This is a genomic window from Pseudoteredinibacter isoporae (assembly GCF_040372805.1).
Classification (GTDB): Bacteria; Pseudomonadota; Gammaproteobacteria; order Pseudomonadales; family Cellvibrionaceae; genus Pseudoteredinibacter; species Pseudoteredinibacter isoporae_A.
This window is the reverse complement of the sequence record NZ_BAABWJ010000008.1, coordinates 156127-176498: the sequence shown is the minus strand read 5'-3', so window position 1 is coordinate 176498 and position 20372 is coordinate 156127. Positions and strand designations below refer to the sequence as shown.

At 50.5% G+C, this 20372-nt stretch carries 15 protein-coding genes; 12 read left to right on the top strand and 3 right to left on the bottom strand.

The features are described 5' to 3' along the window. Nucleotide 1 precedes the first annotated feature (1 nt). Complete coding sequence (locus tag ABWW03_RS15605) at nucleotides 2-604, top strand: response regulator transcription factor (protein WP_353409770.1); 603 nt, start codon at nucleotides 2-4, stop codon at nucleotides 602-604. Nucleotides 605-736: 132 nt separating this feature from the next. Next, nucleotides 737-1951: a M24 family metallopeptidase gene (locus ABWW03_RS15600; RefSeq protein WP_353409768.1), complete on the top strand. Its 1215-nt coding sequence runs from the start codon at nucleotides 737-739 to the stop codon at nucleotides 1949-1951. Between the two features lie 55 nt (nucleotides 1952-2006). Here the strand turns inward: ABWW03_RS15600 and ABWW03_RS15595 are convergent, their stop codons facing one another. Together ABWW03_RS15595 and ABWW03_RS15590 are read right to left on the bottom strand one after the other, a co-directional pair. After that, entirely contained in the window at nucleotides 2007-2648 is a 642-nt protein-coding gene (locus tag ABWW03_RS15595; RefSeq protein WP_353409766.1) for a response regulator transcription factor, read from the bottom strand. 1 nt (nucleotide 2649) lies between these two features. Beyond that, on the bottom strand, nucleotides 2650-3756 hold the full coding sequence (locus ABWW03_RS15590) for a sensor histidine kinase (protein WP_353409764.1): 1107 nt from the start codon (nucleotides 3754-3756) through the stop codon (nucleotides 2650-2652). A gap of 220 nt (nucleotides 3757-3976) precedes the next feature. On the opposite strand from ABWW03_RS15590, the gene ABWW03_RS15585 reads away from it, so the two are divergent. Together ABWW03_RS15585 and ABWW03_RS15580 are read left to right on the top strand one after the other, a co-directional pair. Next, nucleotides 3977-4429, top strand: coding sequence for a DUF2141 domain-containing protein (locus ABWW03_RS15585; RefSeq protein ID WP_353409762.1), 453 nt, complete (start codon nucleotides 3977-3979; stop codon nucleotides 4427-4429). 13 nt (nucleotides 4430-4442) lie between these two features. Then, a complete protein-coding gene (locus ABWW03_RS15580; protein WP_353409760.1) occupies nucleotides 4443-5900 on the top strand; it encodes a carotenoid oxygenase family protein in 1458 nt (485 codons plus the stop codon). Nucleotides 5901-6120: 220 nt separating this feature from the next. Here ABWW03_RS15580 and paaZ read toward each other — a convergent pair whose 3' ends face one another. Beyond that, nucleotides 6121-8172, bottom strand: a complete 2052-nt coding sequence (gene paaZ / locus ABWW03_RS15575; protein ID WP_353409758.1) for a phenylacetic acid degradation bifunctional protein PaaZ — start codon at nucleotides 8170-8172, stop codon at nucleotides 6121-6123. Between the two features lie 390 nt (nucleotides 8173-8562). Here paaZ and paaK point away from each other — a divergent pair, with 390 nt between their 5' ends. The 8 genes from paaK to ABWW03_RS15535 all read left to right on the top strand — a co-directional run bounded on the left by paaK (nucleotide 8563) and on the right by ABWW03_RS15535 (nucleotide 20372). After that, the gene (paaK, locus tag ABWW03_RS15570) at nucleotides 8563-9864 is read left to right on the top strand and encodes a phenylacetate--CoA ligase PaaK (protein ID WP_353409756.1); all 1302 of its coding nucleotides are present in this window, start codon (nucleotides 8563-8565) and stop codon (nucleotides 9862-9864) included. 159 nt (nucleotides 9865-10023) lie between these two features. Continuing rightward, the gene (locus ABWW03_RS15565; protein WP_353409754.1) at nucleotides 10024-10530 is read left to right on the top strand and encodes an RNA polymerase sigma factor; all 507 of its coding nucleotides are present in this window, start codon (nucleotides 10024-10026) and stop codon (nucleotides 10528-10530) included. A 117-nt stretch (nucleotides 10531-10647) separates the two neighbouring features. Continuing rightward, nucleotides 10648-11769 (top strand): FecR family protein, encoded by a 1122-nt coding sequence (locus tag ABWW03_RS15560; protein WP_353409752.1) that lies wholly within the window; start codon nucleotides 10648-10650, stop codon nucleotides 11767-11769. 166 nt (nucleotides 11770-11935) lie between these two features. After that, nucleotides 11936-14425, top strand: coding sequence for a TonB-dependent receptor (locus ABWW03_RS15555; protein WP_353409750.1), 2490 nt, complete (start codon nucleotides 11936-11938; stop codon nucleotides 14423-14425). Between the two features lie 254 nt (nucleotides 14426-14679). Next, on the top strand, nucleotides 14680-14958 hold the full coding sequence (locus ABWW03_RS15550) for a DUF485 domain-containing protein (protein ID WP_353409748.1): 279 nt from the start codon (nucleotides 14680-14682) through the stop codon (nucleotides 14956-14958). Further along, on the top strand, nucleotides 14948-16603 hold the full coding sequence (actP, locus tag ABWW03_RS15545) for a cation/acetate symporter ActP (RefSeq protein WP_353409746.1): 1656 nt from the start codon (nucleotides 14948-14950) through the stop codon (nucleotides 16601-16603). The genes ABWW03_RS15550 and actP overlap by 11 nt, the downstream gene beginning before the upstream one ends. Before the next feature lie 276 nt (nucleotides 16604-16879). Next, nucleotides 16880-19543, top strand: a complete 2664-nt coding sequence (locus ABWW03_RS15540) for a hybrid sensor histidine kinase/response regulator (protein ID WP_353409744.1) — start codon at nucleotides 16880-16882, stop codon at nucleotides 19541-19543. Nucleotides 19544-19721: 178 nt separating this feature from the next. Beyond that, nucleotides 19722-20372, top strand: a complete 651-nt coding sequence (locus tag ABWW03_RS15535; RefSeq protein WP_353409742.1) for a response regulator transcription factor — start codon at nucleotides 19722-19724, stop codon at nucleotides 20370-20372.

Here is a 20372-nt window from a genome sequence, read left to right as displayed (position 1 = left end):
TATGACCAAGGTGTTAATTGTAGAAGACCAGGCTCTGGTTCGCGGAGCCATCAGTGCCCTCTTGCAACTCGAAGAGGGCCTGGAGGTTGTCGATCAAGCTGAAGACGGCGTACAGGCCTTGGCTATGATCGAAGAAAAGCAACCTGACTTAGTGCTCAGTGATATTGAAATGCCCAACATGACCGGCTTGGAGTTGGCGGAAAAAATACGCCAGGATTACCCCCATGTGAAAACCGCCATTATGACCACTTTTTCTCGTGCCGGTTACATTCGCCGCGCAATTGAAGCCGGTGTTGGCGGCTTTATTCTAAAGGAGGCACCGTCAGATTCTCTGCTCACAGCCATCAAGCAGATTATGCAAGGCAAAACCGTAATCGACCCGGAACTCGCTCTGAGCGCCCTGGGTGATAATGACCCACTCAGCGACAAAGAACGTAAGGCGCTCCGCCTGGCGGGCGAAGGTATGAAAACGATTGATATTGCCGCCAAACTGTTTCTCTCAGAAGGCACCGTGCGTAATTACCTGTCCGAGGCCATCGCCAAACTCAATGCCAGCAATCGCATCGACGCAGCTCGCATTGCCAAGCAAAAAGGCTGGCTCTAAGCCAAATTATATGCGGCAAAGACTCTTTTTGCCGCATTCTCCTTTGGGAAGCTCCCTGAAAACCGCTACACCTTTGTAGCGTTAGCCATAATAATAAGCAGCTGATAAACACAAGCATAGCCGGAGAGAAGCATGACCATAGGTGTAGGAGGTTCTAGCCCCGAGGCGGAACTGGCCAAACTCAGCAACATGACAGGCGATATCACGCCGATTGCCAAAGAAGAATTCTTACAGCGCCAAGAACGCGCCTGCCAATTGATGCAACAACAAGGCGTTGCTGCCTGTTATTTGAACGCGGGCACCAATCTCTATTACTTTACCGGTCTCAAGTGGTACGCCAGCGAACGTCTGGTTGGCGCAATATTATTGGCCAATGGTGAACTCCACTACATCGCACCACATTTTGAAGAGAACTCGCTGCGTGACTTCATGTTAATCGATGCCCCCTTCCATGGTTGGCATGAGCACGAAAGCCCCCATGTGTTATTGGGTGAAGTGCTGCGTCAACGCGGTATCGACTCAGGCAAACTGGGCATTGACGATTCCGCAGGGTTTTTCCAGGTCGATGCCATCGCTAAAGCCAATCCGCATCTGAACATTGTGAATGGCAACAGCGTCAGCACGGCATGTCGCCAACAAAAATCCAAGGCTGAGCTGGCCCTGATGCAACGCGCCAAGGATATGACCATTGAGGTGCACAAGGCAGCCGCACGAATCCTTCGTCCTGGTATCAGTACCACGGAAGTGACCCAGTTTATTAATGAAGCCCACAAAAAAGTAGGTGCCAGTGGTTCTTCGTTTTGTATCGTTCTTTTCGGTTTGGCCAGTAGCTTTCCGCATGGCGTAAAAGATCCTCAGATATTACAAGAGAACGATTGGGTTTTGATTGACACTGGCTGTTTGGTGGAAGGATATAATTCCGACATTACCCGCAGCTATGCTTACGGAGAAGCCACCGAGCGACAACGCCAAGCATGGCAGGTTGAAAAAGACGCACAAGCTGCCGCCTTTGCCGCTGCGCAACTTGGCCAACCTTGTGAAGTTAGCGACTATGCCGCCCGTGAAGTTCTGGAGGCCGCAGGCTTTGGCCCAGACTATGAACTGCCTGGTTTGCCCCACCGCACCGGACACGGTTGTGGCATCGACATTCACGAAGGCCCGTATCTGGTGCGCGGAGACAAAACACCGCTGGCCCCTGGGATGGTCTTTTCCAATGAACCCATGCTGGTCTTGCCCGGTGAATTTGGTGTACGCCTGGAAGACCACTTCTATATGGGTGAAAACGGCCCGGTATGGTTTACTGAGCCGAGCCACTCTGTCGACGACCCTTTCGGCTACGACGCCTGATTTTTAAAGCTTGTTACAACGGCGGCAAATTCATCGTCGCCGTTGTATCATTTCTCTAGTCCAGCAATTTCCATCGCAAAGCCTTGACCACCGCCTGAGTGCGATCTCGAGCCTCCATTTTTTGCAGTATGGTGGAAATGTGATTCTTCACAGTTCCTTCCGACAAAAATACGGCCCCGGCAATTTCCTTATTGCTGAAACCCGCCGCAATATAGCGCAGAATTTGGCGCTCCTTATCGCTGAGTTCCTCCAGCAACAAAGGCCGACTTAGCTGCTCATCGTCTATGCTTTGCAAAGCATCGTTTTGCAACAATTCGGGTTCCGCGAGGAAGCCCCCTCCCGCAACGGTTTCAACCGCTTTGTGCAGTTTTTCCAGACTCACGTCTTTTAGCAGAAATCCATTCGCACCGGCACGCAGAGCTTGAATAAACAATTGATGCTCATCGAAAGTGGTGAGCATCAGGATCGCAGTATTATCGCCTTTGTCGCGCAATGCCTGCACAAAAGCGATGCCGTCCATTTTAGGCATACGGATATCACTGATGATGATATCAACCTGTTGTTCTGCCAGTTTTTCCAATGCCTCCTGCCCATTGCTGGCTTCCCAGGACATTTCAAACTGCTCATTCAGTTGCAACAAACGACTGACCCCTTCTCGAATGAGTGCCTGATCGTCTACGAGCGCTATCGATATCATCTTAACTATTCACCGCTGTGATTAAATTCAAATCCATGCCTCGACCATTCGGGCTGAGCTCAACCGAGCCACCGTATTCTTTTAGTCGTTCCCGCATCCCCAAGAGGCCGCTGCCAGCCTGCCACTGCTGTATTGAACGGCCGTTATCGCTGATTTTCAATTGCAAAGGTGCCGTGCTGGGGCTAGAGATTTCGATACGATCAGCGCCCCCGTGTCTCAGGGCATTGCTGATGGCCTCTTGCACACAGTAAGCCAGCTGTTCACCCAACTCCGGGTTATTCACCGGCAAGGATTGGGGGTAAACCAACTGAATGTTTGCCGGCAAGGAAGTTTGCAAGCGTTTAAGAACCTCAACTAATTCTATTTCCCCTTGCTGACGTGTCGCTTTAACGATCTCGCGCAATTGCCCCAGGGTCCCTTTGACCTGCTCCCCCAGTTCCGCTCTCCAGGGCTCAAATGATTCCGGGTTTTGATGCTTGGCATGTTCCAGCTGTAAGCTCAGTGCAGTTAATCTATGGCCGATGCTATCGTGCAAATCTCGCGCAATTCTGAGCCGCTCCTGTTGCTGACTCTGCTGCGCCAGTAAAGCCTGGGTGGCATGAAGTTTCAGATTAACCTCTTCCAGTTCTTCTTTGTTTTCCTTTGCTTCTTTTCTCGCCTGACTGGAAGAACCGGCAAACAGCTGGAAGCCTAAAAACATGACGAGGCTCAGAGTATGCAAAGGCATCTCGGAATAGAAACTCGAATAGATAAAAAACGGGATATTCGCCAACACCAGCAGGACATGGCTGTAGCGCCCAGCGACATAAGGCATCTGCCCCGCACAAACCACCAGGAGGACCATAATGGGTTCAAAGGGAAACCCCACAAACAAATAAAACGTCGAGGCCAGCTGTACGCAGATCAAGCTGCGTGCCAGAAGCTTCGGCTTGGAATCTTCGAGGAAACACAGCCAGGTAAACGCCGACATAAACGCCATAAAACCGATGGCTCGCTCGACGCCCCAAACCGGATTGATTTTATAGTCGACAATGGCCACCACCACTATGGTCAGCAAACCGCTGGCGATCAGTGCCAGCTCCCCCAGACTCATCCTCATGTTCTTCATGGTATTCCTGCTTTATTGCGTTCATCTCAATACTACCATTGACTCAGGTATTGCCTGGGTCAATGTAGCTGAACATTATAGGCGGAGACCTGTTTTTACTCAGGTGCCAAAAGTCATGTTTTCAGCCCATCGATGTCATGACTTTTGGCAACTGTGCAAAACCTCCTCCAGAGACATACTGCTCACCACTGACACGCAACTCACCTCTGGAGAGATCACTATGAAAAGCTTAAGCAAAACCTCAACAGCCCTGACGTCCATCATCACCCTGCTGGGCCTGTACTGCAGTCCGTTCGCTACGGCGGAACAAAACCAACATCAGTTGACCTTGCTGATCAAGGGCTATGAAGAAAGCACAGGTACAACCTATCTGAGCCTTTACGATAAGGCTGAGCATTTCAACAAAATGGATGGCAAGTCTGTCGCCAATGTTCAGCAACGCATCAGCGGTGACACCCTTCGCATTACCTTTCACGATCTGAATTCCGGCCAATATGCCGTAAGCCTATATCACGATGCCAACAACAACCGGGAGCTGGATCGCAACATGTTGGGGATTCCCAGCGAGCCTTACGGTTTCTCGAATGACGCTGGCGCGTTTGGCCCTGCCAAGTTCAACAAGGCCAGCTTTACGTTGGAAGCGGATAAAACCATCGTCATCAATCTGCGCTAATTGGAGACCTCCCATGCCTAATCGTCGTCAGTTTATTCAGCAAATAGGTGCCGCTTCCGCGCTTGGTCTGGGAGCCAAGGCCGGCCTGGGCCTAGCCAGCACCCATTCCGACAAAGCGTTTCATCAGGTCCCCAAACAGTTTCCCAGAACGCGCTTGCGAGTGGATGGGAAGTGGCCATCGGATCTGGTCGGGAATCTGTACCGTAACAGTCCCGCGATGCTGGAGCGCAATGGCTTTCAACACAGTCATCTGTTCGATGGTGACGGCATGATTCAGCGCTTTACTTTGGAAGGCGGCCAGGTTTTCCATCAAGCGCAAATGGTTGCCACTCATAAGTATCTGGCGGAAGAAGACGCTGGTCGGTTTCTGTATCGCGGTTTGGGCAGCAGCCCTCCAAACCCTCGCCCTTCCCGCAACAATGATACGGCCAATCCCGCCAATATTTCGGTGCGCAAGATGGGCAACAAGCTGTTTGCGCTTTGGGAGGCCGGTTCCGCATACGAAATTGACCCAGATACGTTGGCAACCTATGGCCGCGTCGACTGGAACGACGATTTAAAACACTTACCGTTCTCTGCACACCCTCTACGTGATGAAAATGGTGACTGGTGGAATATTGGTTCCTGGATTTACGGCGGCCAAGCCCGGACCATTATTTATCAGCTGGACGCAAAAGCAAATCTTAAACGCGTAAAAGCCATTCCAATGCAACAGGCGGGTTACATGCACGCTTTTGCACTGAGCCCGCGTTTTGTCATATTGGTCAACACAGCCAATATCTATCGAGCAGGAGAAAACTACTTCGACAGTTTTCACTACGATTCAAAGGGAAAAAGTGAAATCGTATTGGTGGATAAAAATGATCTCAGTGTTTTTAAAACCATCGATATTCCGGCAAATTTTGTGTTCCACTTCGGGAATGCTTTTGAGCTGGGCGATGAACTGTGCTTCTCAATGGCTGAGTATAAAAATGCCGACATCATGAACCAGGGCCTGGGCCTTGGGCCGCAATCTGCATTCGCCAAAGACGCGACTCAATACAATAGCGAACTGAACCTATACCGGATCAACCTGAAATCGGGCCAATGGCGTAAGGAACACAGTCAGCTTTCTCTGGAATTCCCCAATATCAAAGAGAGCCAGGCGTTTTCAGCTCAAGCAATTATTGGCATGGGTCGACCAGTCGCTCCGGGCGCCAAGGCCGACCAAGACTATTTATTGAGTTACCACCCTTTGACCGGTGAGCAAGAGCACTATGATTTCGGGGAAAACATCACCATTGAAGAACCCTTGTATGTTCGTGGCGGCAATGACCAGGAATATGTTCTGCACACACTGGCCGACCGAGACAAACAACAAACTGGATTAGCTCTGTTTAAGGCTGGTGAACTCGCGGCTGGCCCCGTGGCTACCGCCTGGGCCAATGAGCAGTTTCCGTTTGGGTTTCATGGTTGTTTTGTCGGGGCGTAAACGGAAGCGTTTTTGTTCAGGGGGGTGTTGAGTGGAACGTAGAAATGCGTACCTGCCTCTACTCTCCCCCATCTCGAACGTTAAAATCTTTAAAAGACACGGTTCCTGAGAGATCGGTTACATGGACGCAATTCGTATGCGTTAAATACAAAAAAAGCCGCGCAAAGCGCGGCTTAACGTTACTGCGGGAATTGTTGCAAAGAGTCAAACCAAAAGAAAATCAGTCTTCTTCGCGCTCTACCAGAGTCATAATGTTGTAGAGTGCTACGGGCTCGTCGTGTTGGTTGCGGACTTCCACATCCCAAACCACAACACCATTCGCTTTATCCTCATCCGGACGCTTGTCTTTCTTGATTTTCTTCTTACAAGTCAAACGCGTCTGAATTGTGTCACCGATACCTACGGGTTCAACGAAACGCAGGTTCTCCAAACCGTAGTTGGCCAGCACCGGGCCAGGAGCCGGATCAACAAACATGCCAGCGGCCGCACTGATAATGAAATAACCGTGAGCCACACGTTTTCCGAACAGGGAATCCGCCACCGCGGTTTCATCAAAATGAGCGTAAAAGTGATCACCGGAAATGCAACCGAAGTTAACGATATCGGCTTCGGTAACTGTGCGCTTATGGGTAATCAGGGTATCGCCGATACGCACTTCATTGAAGTTCTTACGGAACGGATGAACGTTATCGATTAGCTGCTCAGAACCCGGATTAAATTCTTTAGTGATGGCTGTCATGGTCGTCGGCGATGCCTGAATCGCCGTACGCTGCATATAATGTTTCACAGAACGCAGGCCACCCAACTCTTCGCCGCCACCTGCACGACCTGGGCCACCGTGTACCAGCGTTGGCATAGGTGAGCCGTGACCCGTGGATTCTTTCGCACAATCCTGATTCAGAACCAGCATACGACCGTGGTAAGACGCCGTGTTCAAAATTACCTTGGCCGCTTCCTCGTCGTCTGCGGTCACCAGTGAACCGGCCAAACTGCCTTTACCCATTTTCGCCAGCTCAATCGCTTCTTCTGTGCTGTCGTAAGGCATCATCGTAGTGACTGGACCAAAAGCTTCTACAGAGTGAGGAATCTCGCTATTCAATGGCTGATCACAGTACAGCACGGTAGTTGGGAAAAAGGCGCCTTTGGTTTTATCCGCGCCGATTACGTCGAAATCATCGTTACCGCCATAAACCACCTCAGCCGCTTCACAGAGATTATTCACAGCAGAGCGCACATCGTTCATTTGATCACGGCCGACCAGTGAACCCATACGAACGCCTTCAGCAGCCGGGTCACCGATCTTGATGCCATCCAAACGTTTTGCCAGAGCTTCCTGCACCGCTTCAACACGATTGCGAGGCACAATAGTACGACGGATAGCCGTACATTTTTGACCGGCCTTGGTGGTCATTTCCTTAGCCACTTCTTTAATAAACAGATCGAACTCTGGACTGCCCGGTTCTACACCCGCGCCCAAAATACAACAGTTCAATGAATCAGCTTCCATGGTAAATGGAATAGACTTGGCGATAATGTTTGGATGGGAACGCAACATTTGGCCAGTGGACGCGGAGCCGGTAAAGGTCACAACATCTTGCTCGTTCAGACGATCCAATGTGTCGCCAACGCTGCCACAAATTAACTGGATGGCGCCATCAGGAAGGATTCCAGAAGCAACAATCTCTTTCACCATCACTTCGGTCAGGTAGGAAGACGCTGTCGCAGGCTTGATAATAACGGGCATACCCGCAGCAATGCTCGGCGCCATTTTTTCCAGAAAGCCCCAGCAAGGAAAGTTAAAGGCGTTGATGTGAACCGCTACACCTTCTTTAGGCACCAAAATATGACGACCTAGAAAAGTGCCATTAGCCGACAAACGCTCGACACCGTCCTCCAACCAGAAGGTTTCGTTAGGCATTTCCCGACGCACTAATGAAGAATAGGTAAATAGCGTACCGAGACCACCTTCGATGTCGACCCAGCTATCGGCTTTGGTCGCCCCGGTCCAGGCCGATACTTCATAAAATTTGTCTTTGATAGACATCAGGTGCTGGGCCAGAGCCTTCAAGCGATTGGCACGCTCATGAGATGTCATGGCGCGTAACGCACGACCACCCACAGTTCGACCGTAGTCGATTGCGGCCTGAAAATCGACACCTTTACTGCTCACGCTGGCGATGGCATCTCCATTCACAGCGTTGTACACCATGACTCCATCATCTTGGCCTTCCAGCCATTGTCCGTTGACGTAACTCTGCAGCTTTTTGCTCATCTAGGCCTCACATTACTTGTTTGGGTTAACACTGGGCAGGGTCGACTGTGCGCGACACCGACACGTTTATTCTTGTAGATGTTGGCGCGAAGCAGCCCAAAAAACCGAGTATTGGTTTTCATTGCTCCGCTTAAGTTGAAAAAAGTATATGATACAAAAATAGTGCTTACAACGGATTTTTCGTGTTATATTTGATTGAAATCAGGGCGAGAGCACTGTGATTGTGTTGCTAAAAATAAAATATTGCATGTAAATCAATAACTTATAAAATTTAGCAATGCACACAGAAAACAATAAACGCCCAAATGTCACAACGAAGACGCGAGACCCAAGCCTAAATAACCGGGTTTCCCATAACATTATTCCGGATCTAGCGCCTGGAGGCATACAGTGACCAGAGAAGTGATAAGCGATGAACTTGAATCCATCGAGAAAGCCAGCATTGACGAATTGCGCGCTGTGCAATTGGAGAGAATGCAGAAGAGCCTGCATCATGCCTACGAAAATTCCCCCCATTATCGCAAAGCTTTTGATACCCACGGTGTGCACCCGAGCGACCTGAAGCAGCTGTCGGATCTGTCCAAGTTCCCGTTTACCACCAAACAGGATTTGCGTGAGAACTACCCTTTCGGCATGTTTGCCACCCCTATGGACGATATCGTTAGGGTTCACGCATCCAGTGGAACCACCGGCCAACCAACCGTCGTTGGCTATACACAAAATGACATTGATACCTGGGCCAACGTCGTTGCCCGCTCCATCCGCGCAGCTGGTGGGCGTCGAAAAGACATGGTGCATGTGGCTTATGGATATGGCTTATTTACCGGCGGACTGGGCGCACACTATGGTGCTGAACGATTGGGCTGCACCGTGATTCCCATGTCAGGCGGCCAAACTGAGAAGCAAGTTCAGCTGATTAAGGATTTCAACCCGAATATCATTATGGTGACGCCTTCTTATATGCTGAACATCGCCGATGAGATGGAACGTCAAGGCATCGATCCACACAAACTCAATTTGCGTCTTGGCATCTTCGGAGCCGAACCCTGGACTGGCTCCATGCGAGAAGAGTTGGAACAACGCTTGGGTATTGATGCGATCGACATTTATGGTCTATCAGAAGTGATGGGGCCAGGTGTTGCCATGGAGTGTGCCGAAACCAAAGACGGCCCAACCATTTGGGAAGATCATTTTTATCCGGAAATCATCAACCCTGAAACCGGCGAAGTGGTTCCAGATGGTGAAGAAGGCGAGCTGGTGTTCACCAGCTTGACCAAAGAGGCGCTGCCTATCATTCGCTACCGCACCCGCGATTTGACCCGCTTGCTGCCAGGTACAGCCCGTACCATGCGCCGTATGGACCGCATCACGGGTCGCAGTGACGACATGCTGATTATCCGTGGCGTGAACGTATTCCCCACTCAGATTGAAGAACAGATCATCGGTACCGAAGGCCTGGCTCCCCATTACCTGATTGAAGTTGATCGCAATGGTAATCTCGACACCATGAGTGTCCAGGTGGAAAGCCAAACCGCGATGGCCGATGAACAAAAGCAAGGCTTGGCTAAAGAACTGCAACACCACATTAAGTCCATTGTCGGCGTCTCAACTCGTATTGAGATTGTTGAGCCAGGCTCGGTGCCGCGTTCAGAGGGTAAGGCCAAACGCGTGATTGATCGTCGCACGCTGTAGAACGATTGTGATACCCGATTCGCCTCAAAAGAGGTGAATCGGTATTGTTTTACATGTAATTAAATGTTTATATAGGTAAGCAAAGAGAGTATCGCTCTCTGAAGGCCATAATAATAAGCTCACATGCCCTATCGGTATATGCGATGCGAGGTAGCCGTGATGACCGACAAACCTGACCCGAATCGCCAGGCAGTTCAGGCGCTTTATCAGCAGAACCAGTCTGCGCTGCTGCGTTTTCTGCGTTTTCGCCTGGGCGACAGCAGCGAAGCGGAAGATATTGCTCAGGATGCCTTCCACAATCTGATTCGCAGTGAAAATACCGACAGTCTGGAGAACCCTCGGGCATATCTCTTTCAGACAGCGGCCAATCTCGCCTTAAACCGAATCCGCAAACTGCGCCGCCACACCAATTATCAACAGCTGACCGAATCCGACCGGGAATCTCAGGAAGTCCCTCCACCGGAACAATCAGTACTGGCGGAACAAGATCTCGAGCGTATTGAACGGGTTCTGCAAAAGCTACCGGAAAAATGCCGCCAAGCGTTTATTCTCAGCCGGGTTCATCACTACAGCTATCGTCAGATCAGCGAAGAACTGGACGTCGCCGTTAGCACCGTCGAGAAATACCTGATTCGGGCACTGAAAGAAATGCGCCAAGCTCTATAACATGGCGCAAAACAACGCAGAATATCGGCTAAACACTATAAAGCTGCAATTACTGCTGGAGGCTATGGCATACTTGTGTGTCTATAGAAGTAAGTAAACACATGAGACACCACAGGCATGGCCGACAAAGAATTTGCTAATGCTGCGAATGACGAGCTGGGAAGACCCGAACGCGAGCCAAGTTCCGCTGATCTTGCTTGGCCGGCCGACCCGTCTGTGGATGAAGCGGCCGAATCCTGGCTAATTCGAATTCAATCTCCAAGCTTCTGTCAAAACGAAGAGCAGGCCTTCTTTCAATGGCTGGAAGCCAGCCCCGCGAATCAAGCTGCTTATCTGCGTGCGGAAGCCCTATGGCACAGCCTGGGTCATTCCACCGAACTCAATGAACGCCTTGAGCCCTACCCTCTTGAAACTCGCTCATCACCCCCACAGAAAAAAGGCCGCGCCTGGAAACCCTGGCTGGCTTTTGCCACAGCGGCAACGGTAGCTGCATTAGCCCTGCTGCCTGGCTGGGGAGCCTTGCAGGGCCAGCAAATGCAAACCGGCAAAGGCGAACAATTGCAGCTCAGCCTGAGTGATGGCAGCCGAATTCAGTTGAACACCCAATCCACCATGCAAATCGATTTGCGTGAAAACTACCGCTTATTGGAATTGGAACAGGGCGAGGCCTATTTCGATATTGCCCACGATCCGGATAGGCCATTAATCGTCAAAACCCAAGGCGCCTACGTACGCGTGTTGGGTACGCGCTTTAATGTATACAGTGATCAAGAACGTACTCAGGTGACCGTCGTTGAGGGCAAGGTTGATGTCAGCACCGATAAGGAATTTTCCGAACTGCGTCAGCGTGATTATCAATCCAAGCGCGTATTAACCGCCAACGAACAGGTGCAACTGCGTTATCTCGACAGTAATACCTGGCTCGATGATGTTCTGGGTAACACTCCCGCCAGCAAGCGTGGTGAAGTCGTAACCGTCAATAGTGATGATGTACTGGCCTGGCAACGTGGCGAAGCAATTTACAATGGCAGCAGCCTGAACAAAGTGATTCAGGATTTGAACCGCTATTACAATGGCGAGATTCGCCTGCAGGACGAAAGCCTGGGCGAACGCACATTAGTTGCCGCTCTGCGTCTCGATGACAAAGATGCCGCGCTCAGCACCTTGGCCAACAGCCTGTCTCTGGAAGTCGTTGAACTGGCCAATGGCGAAACATTGCTAAAAACACAACGAAAATAACATAATAAACCCACTCCATCCCTTGGGCAGATGGCATGGGGATTCTCAATAGCAGGCCTGTAAATGGCCTTCGCAGTACTCGTCTGCGAAACAATAATGATAACAATCAGGTATAGCCTTGCTTGATAAAAAGGCCTTGAACACAGCGCGTCCTTGCCGACGACACATGTCCCTTTGGCTTTCTGCACTGGCAGCGACTTTGCCCTGCCCGCTCTACGGGCAAGCTGATACGAACGAATCGTCTGATCGACCTCAACAACAAAACAAGCTCAATAATTTCCAGTTCGATATTCCTTCTGGCGCGCTCGCGGCTGCATTAATTGAGCTGGCTCGTATTGCAAAAATCAATATTGCCGTCCCCAGCGAACTGGTAGGGCAACAACACAGCCCTGCCGTCATCGGCACTTTGAATATTGAACAGGCATTAACCCGGCTACTCGCCGACAGCAACTTGCAATTCAACTGGCAAGGCACTCAGTTGATGATCAGCAAACGCCCCGAAACACCTCAGCCAGCACAGGCAGTGCCCGCCAATTCACATCCCAATACGCTGCCCGAAAACTTTCGCCCAATGGAAGAAGTGATTGTGACGGCCCAACGTTATCGGCAAAACTTGCAACAGGTGCCCATTGCGCTCAGCGTCATTGATGACCTTCAGATTGATCGTGCCGAACTGAGGGATTTGCAGGAAATTTCATACCGCACACCCGGCTTGTCCATCAGCTCATACAGTTTAGGACAACCTTCTATCCATTTACGCGGCATAGGCTCCAACGACGATGGCGCCGCTATGGATTCTTCGGTCGTGCTATTTGTGGACGATGTTTATATCGGGCGTATTTCCAGTATCGATCTGGATATTCTTGATGTCGACCAAATCGAAGTACTTCGAGGGCCTCAGGGCACTTTGTATGGAAAAAATTCCATTGGCGGTGCGATTAATGTGCGCACGCATCAGGCAAGCGCCGAATCCCAAGCCAAGCTCACTCTGGGCGCTGGGAACTACAATGCGCGCTATGCCAATCTGAGCCTCAACGGCGCCCTCGACTCGGAAGAACAATGGCTCGCCCGCGCCGTGTTCGATCACCGTTATCGTGAAGGCTGGCAGGAGAATATCGTCCGTCCTGGCGACAAGCAAATGGGCAAAATCAAAAGCCGACTTCGGGGCCAATTGAGTCATCAATTTGATGAGCAATGGCGTGCGGATTGGAATCTGGATGCCAGTCGAGACAATCTTAGCTCCACAGGGCGTATTCCTGTGGCCAGTCGCGTACCGCTGGCCCGCTTGGACGATGCGGGCAGCGCATTGCCGACGGACCTGTTCAATGAGCTCGGTGGGAATTACCAACACGCCACAAATGACCTGGCAGGCTACACCGACCGAACCATTTGGGGCGGCTCCCAGCGCATACAGTGGCAATCGGATCAGTGGCAATTTCACAGCATCAGTGCCTATCGCCACAGTCAGTTCGACTGGCTGGAAGATTCCTCAGGATTACCGGCTACGGCCACAGCCCAAACAGTGGATTTGAATGTGCGCGAGAGCTACAGGGAATACTCACAGGAGTTTCGCCTGCAGTGGCAAGCGCATGAACGTCTGCGATTGATTTCGGGAATTTATTTCCTGCGTGAACTGACTCGACGCCAAGAGACGTTTTTCTTTACCGGAGCCAGCGCTGTGTCGCAGCAGTTCAACACGACCCAAAATCTGGCCCTGTTCGGGGAGTTGGAATGGCAACTCAGTGAGCGAAGCCACGTCAGTCTTGGGGCACGTTACAACCGCGACAAAAAAACCCTACAACAAACCGCCATCAATGGTGGCGCGCCTGCGATTATTCTCGAAGATTTCCAATCGCGTCAAAGCAACAGCTGGCAGGACTTTTCGCCCCGCTTGACCTGGCGTCATCAGTTGCAAGACAGCTTGATGGTTTACGGTTCGATCACTGAAGGTATTAAAAGCGGTGGTTTTCAGGGCGTGCCAGGCAATCTGCAATCCGCCCGGGAAATCATTCAGCCGGAATCCGCCTTGCAATTCGAAATGGGGATCAAAGCTCAATGGCAAAATCGCTGGCGTTTGAACTTGGCCAGCTTCGTCACCCGCTATCGCGATTTGCAGGTGGTGCAGTTTCGAACCATTGATAATTTTGGTGTGTTTGAAACCCGTAACGCCGCGTCGGCCAAACTGTCCGGCATTGAATTGGAAATGGTCTACTCACCTTCGCCCAAGTGGACACTCAGCAGCAGTTACGCCTATTTGAAAGCGCGCTATGACAGTTTCAGTGCAGCCGACGGGCGCGACTATAAAGGCAGTACGCTTCGTCAATCCCCGGAACACAGCGCGCACCTTTCTGCCGACTACCAAAGTGTGATCGAACAAGGCCCCTTCGCCGGAAAACTGCAATGGCACGTAGCGGTGCAATATCAGGATGAAAGCTATCGCGAACCCGACAATCAAATTACTGTGCAGCCAGCGGTCACCCTTATTGACAGCAAGCTGAGCTGGCAGATGGCGAATAAAAACTGGAAACTGAGCCTTTGGGGGAAGAACCTCAGCGACCGGGCTTATATTGCACATCTCTACCTGCTCGGTGGTAATGATTACGCCTTATTCGGCACCCCTCGTACTTTCGGGCTCAGTGTCGAGCTGGCCTTGTAAAAGCGGCGATTATATCGGGTAGATTGCGAGGCAAGCGCTTGAACACCGAAGATTCTGAATTTCTTTACCTTCTGTATTTCTTTTAGGAGGTCGATTCAACGTTCGGTGTTATACAGCAAGAGCCCGTCTAGCCTTTGCTTGAGTTCTGTGCAAGGATTAATCTGCCTCTCTCCCCGTCGCAATGGGGCTCAATAAAACAGTAATAATATAAAACAGCAATAAAAAGAACCGTCAAATAAGAAGAGATGATAACTATGCCCACTTCTCAGGATGTGCAGACGCTTATCCGCAAGAAAAATCGCCTGCGCCTGGTGATGGCCGTCATTATTATGGCCCTCTATTTTGGTTTTGCATTGGGCTATGGCCCACTGAAAGAACTCTTTGCCGAAAAAATGGCCGACAGCCTCATCCCCTTTGGCTTGGTCTACTTCGCGAGCTTGATCTTCAGTTTTGTGATCATCGAGATGATTTATCTGAAAGCCGCCAAGAACCTGGACCCCAAAGATGAGGAGGTCAGCCATTATGCGAAATAAATCGCCTCTCACCTCTCTCTTATTTCTACTCCCCGCCTGTGTGCTGCCTAGCCTGTCCATGGCCGCGGGCAGCATTGATGGTGCGGTAGAACGCCAGAGCGTCAACCCCACCGCTATCGCTATGTTCCTGGTGTTTGTCTGTGTGACGCTGTACATCAGTTACTGGGCTTCTAAACGCACCAATACCAGCGCCGAGTTTTACACCGCTGGCGGTGGCATTAGCGGCCTTCAGAATGGCGCCGCCATCGCTGGGGACTTTATGTCCGCCGCGTCCTTTTTGGGTATTACGGCCCTGATTTATGCCACCGGTATCGATGGTATGACACTGGCCCTGGCCGCTTTTGCTGGCTGGCCAATGATGCTGATTCTTTTGTCCGAACGCGTGCGCAATCTGGGTAAAGTGACCTTCACCGATGTGGTTGCACTGCGCTTGGAACAAACTCGAACCCGAATTATCGCGGTACTCGGCTCGGTTTCAGTTGTAGTGATGTACCTGATCGCACAAATGGTAGGCGCCGGAAAACTCATCGAGCTGCTGTTCGGATTGCCCTATGAAGTGGCGGTCATCATTGTTGCGGCTCTCGTAATGGCTTATGTCGCCTTTGGTGGCATGCTGGCCACCACCTGGGTGCAGATTGTGAAAGCGCTTCTCCTGTTAAGCGGCATCACCATTATTGGCATTCTGGTGCTGCACAGTGTGGACTTTAATTTGAATGAATTGCTGCGTCAGGCGGTCGACAAACACCCACGGGGTGGTGACATTCTTACCAACGGTGTTTGGATCGACGATCCAATTCAAATTCTGACCCTGCTGGTCTCAATGATGTTTGGTACATTGGGCCTGCCCCATATTTTGATGCGCCTGTTTACCGTGCCCAACATGGAAGAATCCCGTAAATCGGCGTTTTACGCTTCGGTATTTATTGGTTACTTCTTCCTGCTGTTAATCGTTGCAGGCTTCGGAACCATCGTCTTTGTCATGGGCAATCCGGAATACACCGATGCCACTGGCAAGTTATTAGGTGGCGGCAATATGGCGGCCATTCACCTGGCCAACGCAGTAGGCGGTGACCTGTTAATGGGCTTTATGTCCGCCGTTGCCTTTGCCACCATTCTAGCGGTCGTGGCCGGTTTAACGGTTGCCGGTTCAGCAGCCATTTCCCATGACCTATACGCTCAAGTGCTTTGCAAAGGCAAACCCGATCCAGATAAAGAAATTCGTTTAACCCGAATTGTTACCCTGGTGCTTGGCCTGCTCGCGGTCGCCCTGGGTATTGTGTTTCAGGAGCAAAACGTTGCCGTGATTGCGACCTTACCGATGGTGGTGGCTGCCAGTGTCAATCTACCTATTCTTCTGCTGTCGCTGTATTGGTCGAAACTAAGTACTCGCGGCGCAGTTGCCGGAGCGATCGTAGGCTTTGTCTCTTCAATTGGCTTAATCATTGTTGGCCCGAAGGTGTGGGTGGATATTCTTGGATTTGAAACAGCCCTGTTCCCTTACGACTACCCAGCCTTGTTCACGATGCCGGCCGCCTTCTTTGCCATCTGGATCGTGTCCCATATGGACAACTCCGAACGTGCCAAGGAAGATCGCGCAAACTTTGACAACCTGGTACAACAGTCCGAAACCGGGCGCATCGCCTAAACGGATCCGTCAGGGTCAATGGCGCTCAACACTCTGTTGAGCACCATGGACCCTTCTTTCTCGTCGTCACTCCAGTCTTACGCTTCTTTCAATACGCTCAACATCACGCCCATAAGCCTCAAAATAAGGCCAACTCCCCCATCTAAGGGAGTGCATCGTTAATCGTCACCGTTTATTATCGTGTTGAGGCAGGGTCGCCTGACGAGCGCAAAGGTTCGCAGAAAGGAATCCAAGCCAATAAAAATAATCCTCCTGAGCAGGAAATACTCACTGGTCATGCAAAGCCTCAAACATACCAAATGTGCTTTTTACCGAGTTTTGATCCTGATTCTGCTGCTCCTTCTTGCACCGTTTTCCCTGTCTGAAAATGTCAGTGATCAAGGCATATTACTGCTCGACAGTGAGCAAGAGCTCAACCCTACTCTGGTGCTGGAGCGACTGGCCAACCCCCGCAGTGATGACATCAGTGGTGAAACCGGCTTCCCCAAGCACGCCGGACAATACTGGTTTGCAATGAACATCGAAAGCGATTTGGATCAGCGCTGGGCAGTCCGTCTGGCCAATGCGCATTTTCGGGAAATCGAGCTTTTTTTATATCAGCAAGGTAAATTGATCCTCCATGAACAAAGTGGGTATCACGCCAACACCGAAGGCCTACATACCCTCTCGTCGGATTGGCTGAATGAACTTCCCCTAAAAGCCGGGCGGCAATATCAAATGTTGATTCGTATTGCCTCGCCTATTGTTTCTTCGCTGAACATTAATCTGGAACGCTATGAAACCTCATTAATTACGTCTACCGCCAGAACCAGTTTTTTATTTTTCATGGTAGGTATTTCATTGTCCCTGGCTCTGCATAATTTATTTTTTGGGGCCACCGTACGTGATGTCAGTCATATTCTCTACGCAATCCATTCCTTGTGCGGTGTGGTATTTGTTGTCAGCGCCTACGGTTTGTTCAAAACCGTGTTCGGCTTTTATGACTATGAGCTGTATTTCTACAAACCCGCTAGCGTAGGGGTTCAACTCTTTGGCACTTGGTTTTGCTATGTCTTCTTTCAAGTGCCGCGCCTGCTAAAAGAGCTCAACTGGGCATTTAAAGCCCTGATGATTTACTACGTCATACTGCTCCTCACCTATCCTTTTACCAGCCGGGAAGTCTTCAGTATTATTTCTGCAGCGCCACACCCTCTGTTCGGAACTCTGATGATACTGTCTGCGTGGCTGGCCTATCGACGCGGCGTCAAACCGGCCATTTTCGTCTTTATCGGCTGGATCGGCCTCATTGCCGGCTCGACCCTACCTGCTTTGGTGACCATCGGCCTGGCGCCCAGTTTTGAAAATATTTTATTGGTGGGTTTGACCTGCCATGTATTTGAAATGTACATGCTCTCTTTGGCGATCTCACAAAAATTTCGTTCGATTCAGCTAGACAATATCGCTGCCAAAGAAATGGAAAAATCGCGCTCAGCGTTTATCACTTATTTCAGTCATGAAGTGAAGACTCCAATCAATGGCATGCTGGGCTTAATCAAACTGTTAAAGCAAACCTCCCTCAATCAACTTCAAAACAAATACATTGAGCAGATGAACCGCAGTGGTAATAAACTGCTGCAACAGCTGAATAGCGTGTTGCTACTGGAGTCAGGTCGACAGCAGCAGATTAAAACCCAGTCTACGTCTCTGCTTGATATCCTCGACTCTTCGGTTGCGCTGGTTCAAGGTATTTGCGAAGAGAAGCGTATTCAATTGGAATACTTAATAGAACCCAATGTACCCACAGTTATCGAAACCGACCCGGATCTATTGCAACAGCTGATCAACAATCTATTGAACAACGCAGCCAAATACACCAATACTGGTGAGATCACTGTGCTCTGCAGCGGGCGGTATCTGACGCGCGGCGAAATGGATCTGTGTTTTTCAATCAAAGACAGCGGTATCGGAATCCCCTATGAAGATCAGGACCGCATATTCCACAGTTTTACCAAGGCCAGCAATAACCGTCAGGGAGAACTCATGGGCACGGGCATGGGCCTGGCGATAGTGAAAAACATTGCTGATCGTCTCGGAGGACGAATTTCATTTCGTTCCGAGCCAGGCAAAGGCAGTCGTTTTGATTTCCACCTGCGAGTACGAATTCCCGAACAGAACATACAAATGGATGATCATTTAACCGTGCTGGTGGTTGATGATGTTGAACTCAACACTGAAATTATCGCCAGCTTATTACGCGGTGCTGGTCATACGGTTCACACCACTGTCGATCCCAGCGAAGCCGTCGCACTGGCTGAAACACATCGCTTCGATGCGGTTCTGCTGGACATTCACATGCCGCTGATTTCAGGTCAGGAATTGATGCCCAAACTGAGGGAAATTGGCGTAGGCTGCCCGATCATCGGCATCAGCGCCGGTCTGACCGCAGAATTGAGTGAACAACTGAAAGCCCAGGGTATGAACCTGTTAATGGAGAAACCGTTTTCCTTACCTGTATTCTACAGCCTGGTGCAGCGTCATGACGTACAAACCATCAGTGATGCTTCTGTCCAACGCTATGACATCCGTTTTCTGGACGATATCGCCCGCTATAAAAACCCGGAAGAACTTCAGGATTTTTTCTCACGTTATCGCAGCAGCTGCCTCGAATTGCTTGAGGAACTGGAAGCCTTTGCCGTCTCAAAACAAGCAGCGCAGTTGGCCGCTGGCAGCCATCGTCTGGCCGGCTTGTGTGCCGCACTGGGCCTGATTGACAGCGCCCAGCAAGCAAAGCAGCTGCAATTAAAATCAGAAAAAGACCCCCTGGATTGGGGCGCCATTGCCGTGATGCTCAAACAACTGCAACAGCGCCTTCAAAATGGCCTCGCTTGGCTTACCCTTCAGGTTGACAATAAATCCACGGAACGGCAGGCAAGCCATACCGCACAGACCGACCCTCAATGAACACCGTTCTGTTCACAAGTCGATGCATGTACGCTGTCATTTAACCGCATTCCCCCTCATAATATACGACGTAATCGCTTGTAGTCGTTTGCGACGACAAGCTTAATTACACTGCTCACAAATCAATGATGTAAACGCTCGTCACCCCAACGAGCACTATTTGATATACGGAATATCGATGAATATTGAGCAATGCCTGATCGTAGAAGATGAAATATTATTCCAGGAGCTGATGGCCGGCTACCTGCTCCAGGCCATCCCCCAAGCGAAACCAGCCACCTTTGCGAACAATCTGGATGAAGCGACCGAGCACATTCTATCGTCAGAGTTTCAACTTGCGATCATCGACATCAGCCTGCCCGATGGCCGAGGCTGCGAACTGATTCCTATACTCAAAGAACATTGCGACAATGTACTCTGTGTCGTGGTCACCATGGCCGATGACGAAAATACGGTTTTTGAATGTTTGCAGATGGGAGCCGATGGCTATTTGCTGAAGAACGAACCCGGCAGTGTTTTGATCGACAAATTACAGGACATTGTCGATGGCGCGCCCCCTATTTCGGGAGACATTTCGAAAAAGATTCTACAACATTTCAGACAACTGGATAAAAAGCAGAAACACCCTGAATTGGCTCCAGACCTCACACCTCGAGAAGCCGAGATTCTGACCTTGATTTCAAAAGGCTTAAACCGCACGGATATCGCCCAGCTGCTCGATCTGTCACGTTACACCATTGCAGATCACATCAAATCAATTTATCGCAAACTGGGTATTTCTTCCCGCGCGGAAGCAACCCGGATCGCGATTGAGCTTGGCCTCGAATAA

What these genes read in the sequence shown, in the direction of transcription:
- ABWW03_RS15605 (WP_353409770.1), top strand. Translation starts at nt 2, where the DNA reads ATGACCAAGGTGTTAATTGTAGAAGACCAGGCTCTGGTTCGCGGAGCC.
- ABWW03_RS15600 (WP_353409768.1), top strand. Translation starts at nt 737, where the DNA reads ATGACCATAGGTGTAGGAGGTTCTAGCCCCGAGGCGGAACTGGCCAAA.
- ABWW03_RS15595 (WP_353409766.1), bottom strand. Translation starts at nt 2,648, where the DNA reads ATGATATCGATAGCGCTCGTAGACGATCAGGCACTCATTCGAGAAGGG.
- ABWW03_RS15590 (WP_353409764.1), bottom strand. Translation starts at nt 3,756, where the DNA reads ATGAAGAACATGAGGATGAGTCTGGGGGAGCTGGCACTGATCGCCAGC.
- ABWW03_RS15585 (WP_353409762.1), top strand. Translation starts at nt 3,977, where the DNA reads ATGAAAAGCTTAAGCAAAACCTCAACAGCCCTGACGTCCATCATCACC.
- ABWW03_RS15580 (WP_353409760.1), top strand. Translation starts at nt 4,443, where the DNA reads ATGCCTAATCGTCGTCAGTTTATTCAGCAAATAGGTGCCGCTTCCGCG.
- paaZ (WP_353409758.1), bottom strand. Translation starts at nt 8,172, where the DNA reads ATGAGCAAAAAGCTGCAGAGTTACGTCAACGGACAATGGCTGGAAGGC.
- ABWW03_RS15565 (WP_353409754.1), top strand. Translation starts at nt 10,024, where the DNA reads ATGACCGACAAACCTGACCCGAATCGCCAGGCAGTTCAGGCGCTTTAT.
- ABWW03_RS15560 (WP_353409752.1), top strand. Translation starts at nt 10,648, where the DNA reads ATGGCCGACAAAGAATTTGCTAATGCTGCGAATGACGAGCTGGGAAGA.
- ABWW03_RS15555 (WP_353409750.1), top strand. Translation starts at nt 11,936, where the DNA reads ATGTCCCTTTGGCTTTCTGCACTGGCAGCGACTTTGCCCTGCCCGCTC.
- ABWW03_RS15550 (WP_353409748.1), top strand. Translation starts at nt 14,680, where the DNA reads ATGCCCACTTCTCAGGATGTGCAGACGCTTATCCGCAAGAAAAATCGC.
- actP (WP_353409746.1), top strand. Translation starts at nt 14,948, where the DNA reads ATGCGAAATAAATCGCCTCTCACCTCTCTCTTATTTCTACTCCCCGCC.
- ABWW03_RS15540 (WP_353409744.1), top strand. Translation starts at nt 16,880, where the DNA reads ATGCAAAGCCTCAAACATACCAAATGTGCTTTTTACCGAGTTTTGATC.
- ABWW03_RS15535 (WP_353409742.1), top strand. Translation starts at nt 19,722, where the DNA reads ATGAATATTGAGCAATGCCTGATCGTAGAAGATGAAATATTATTCCAG.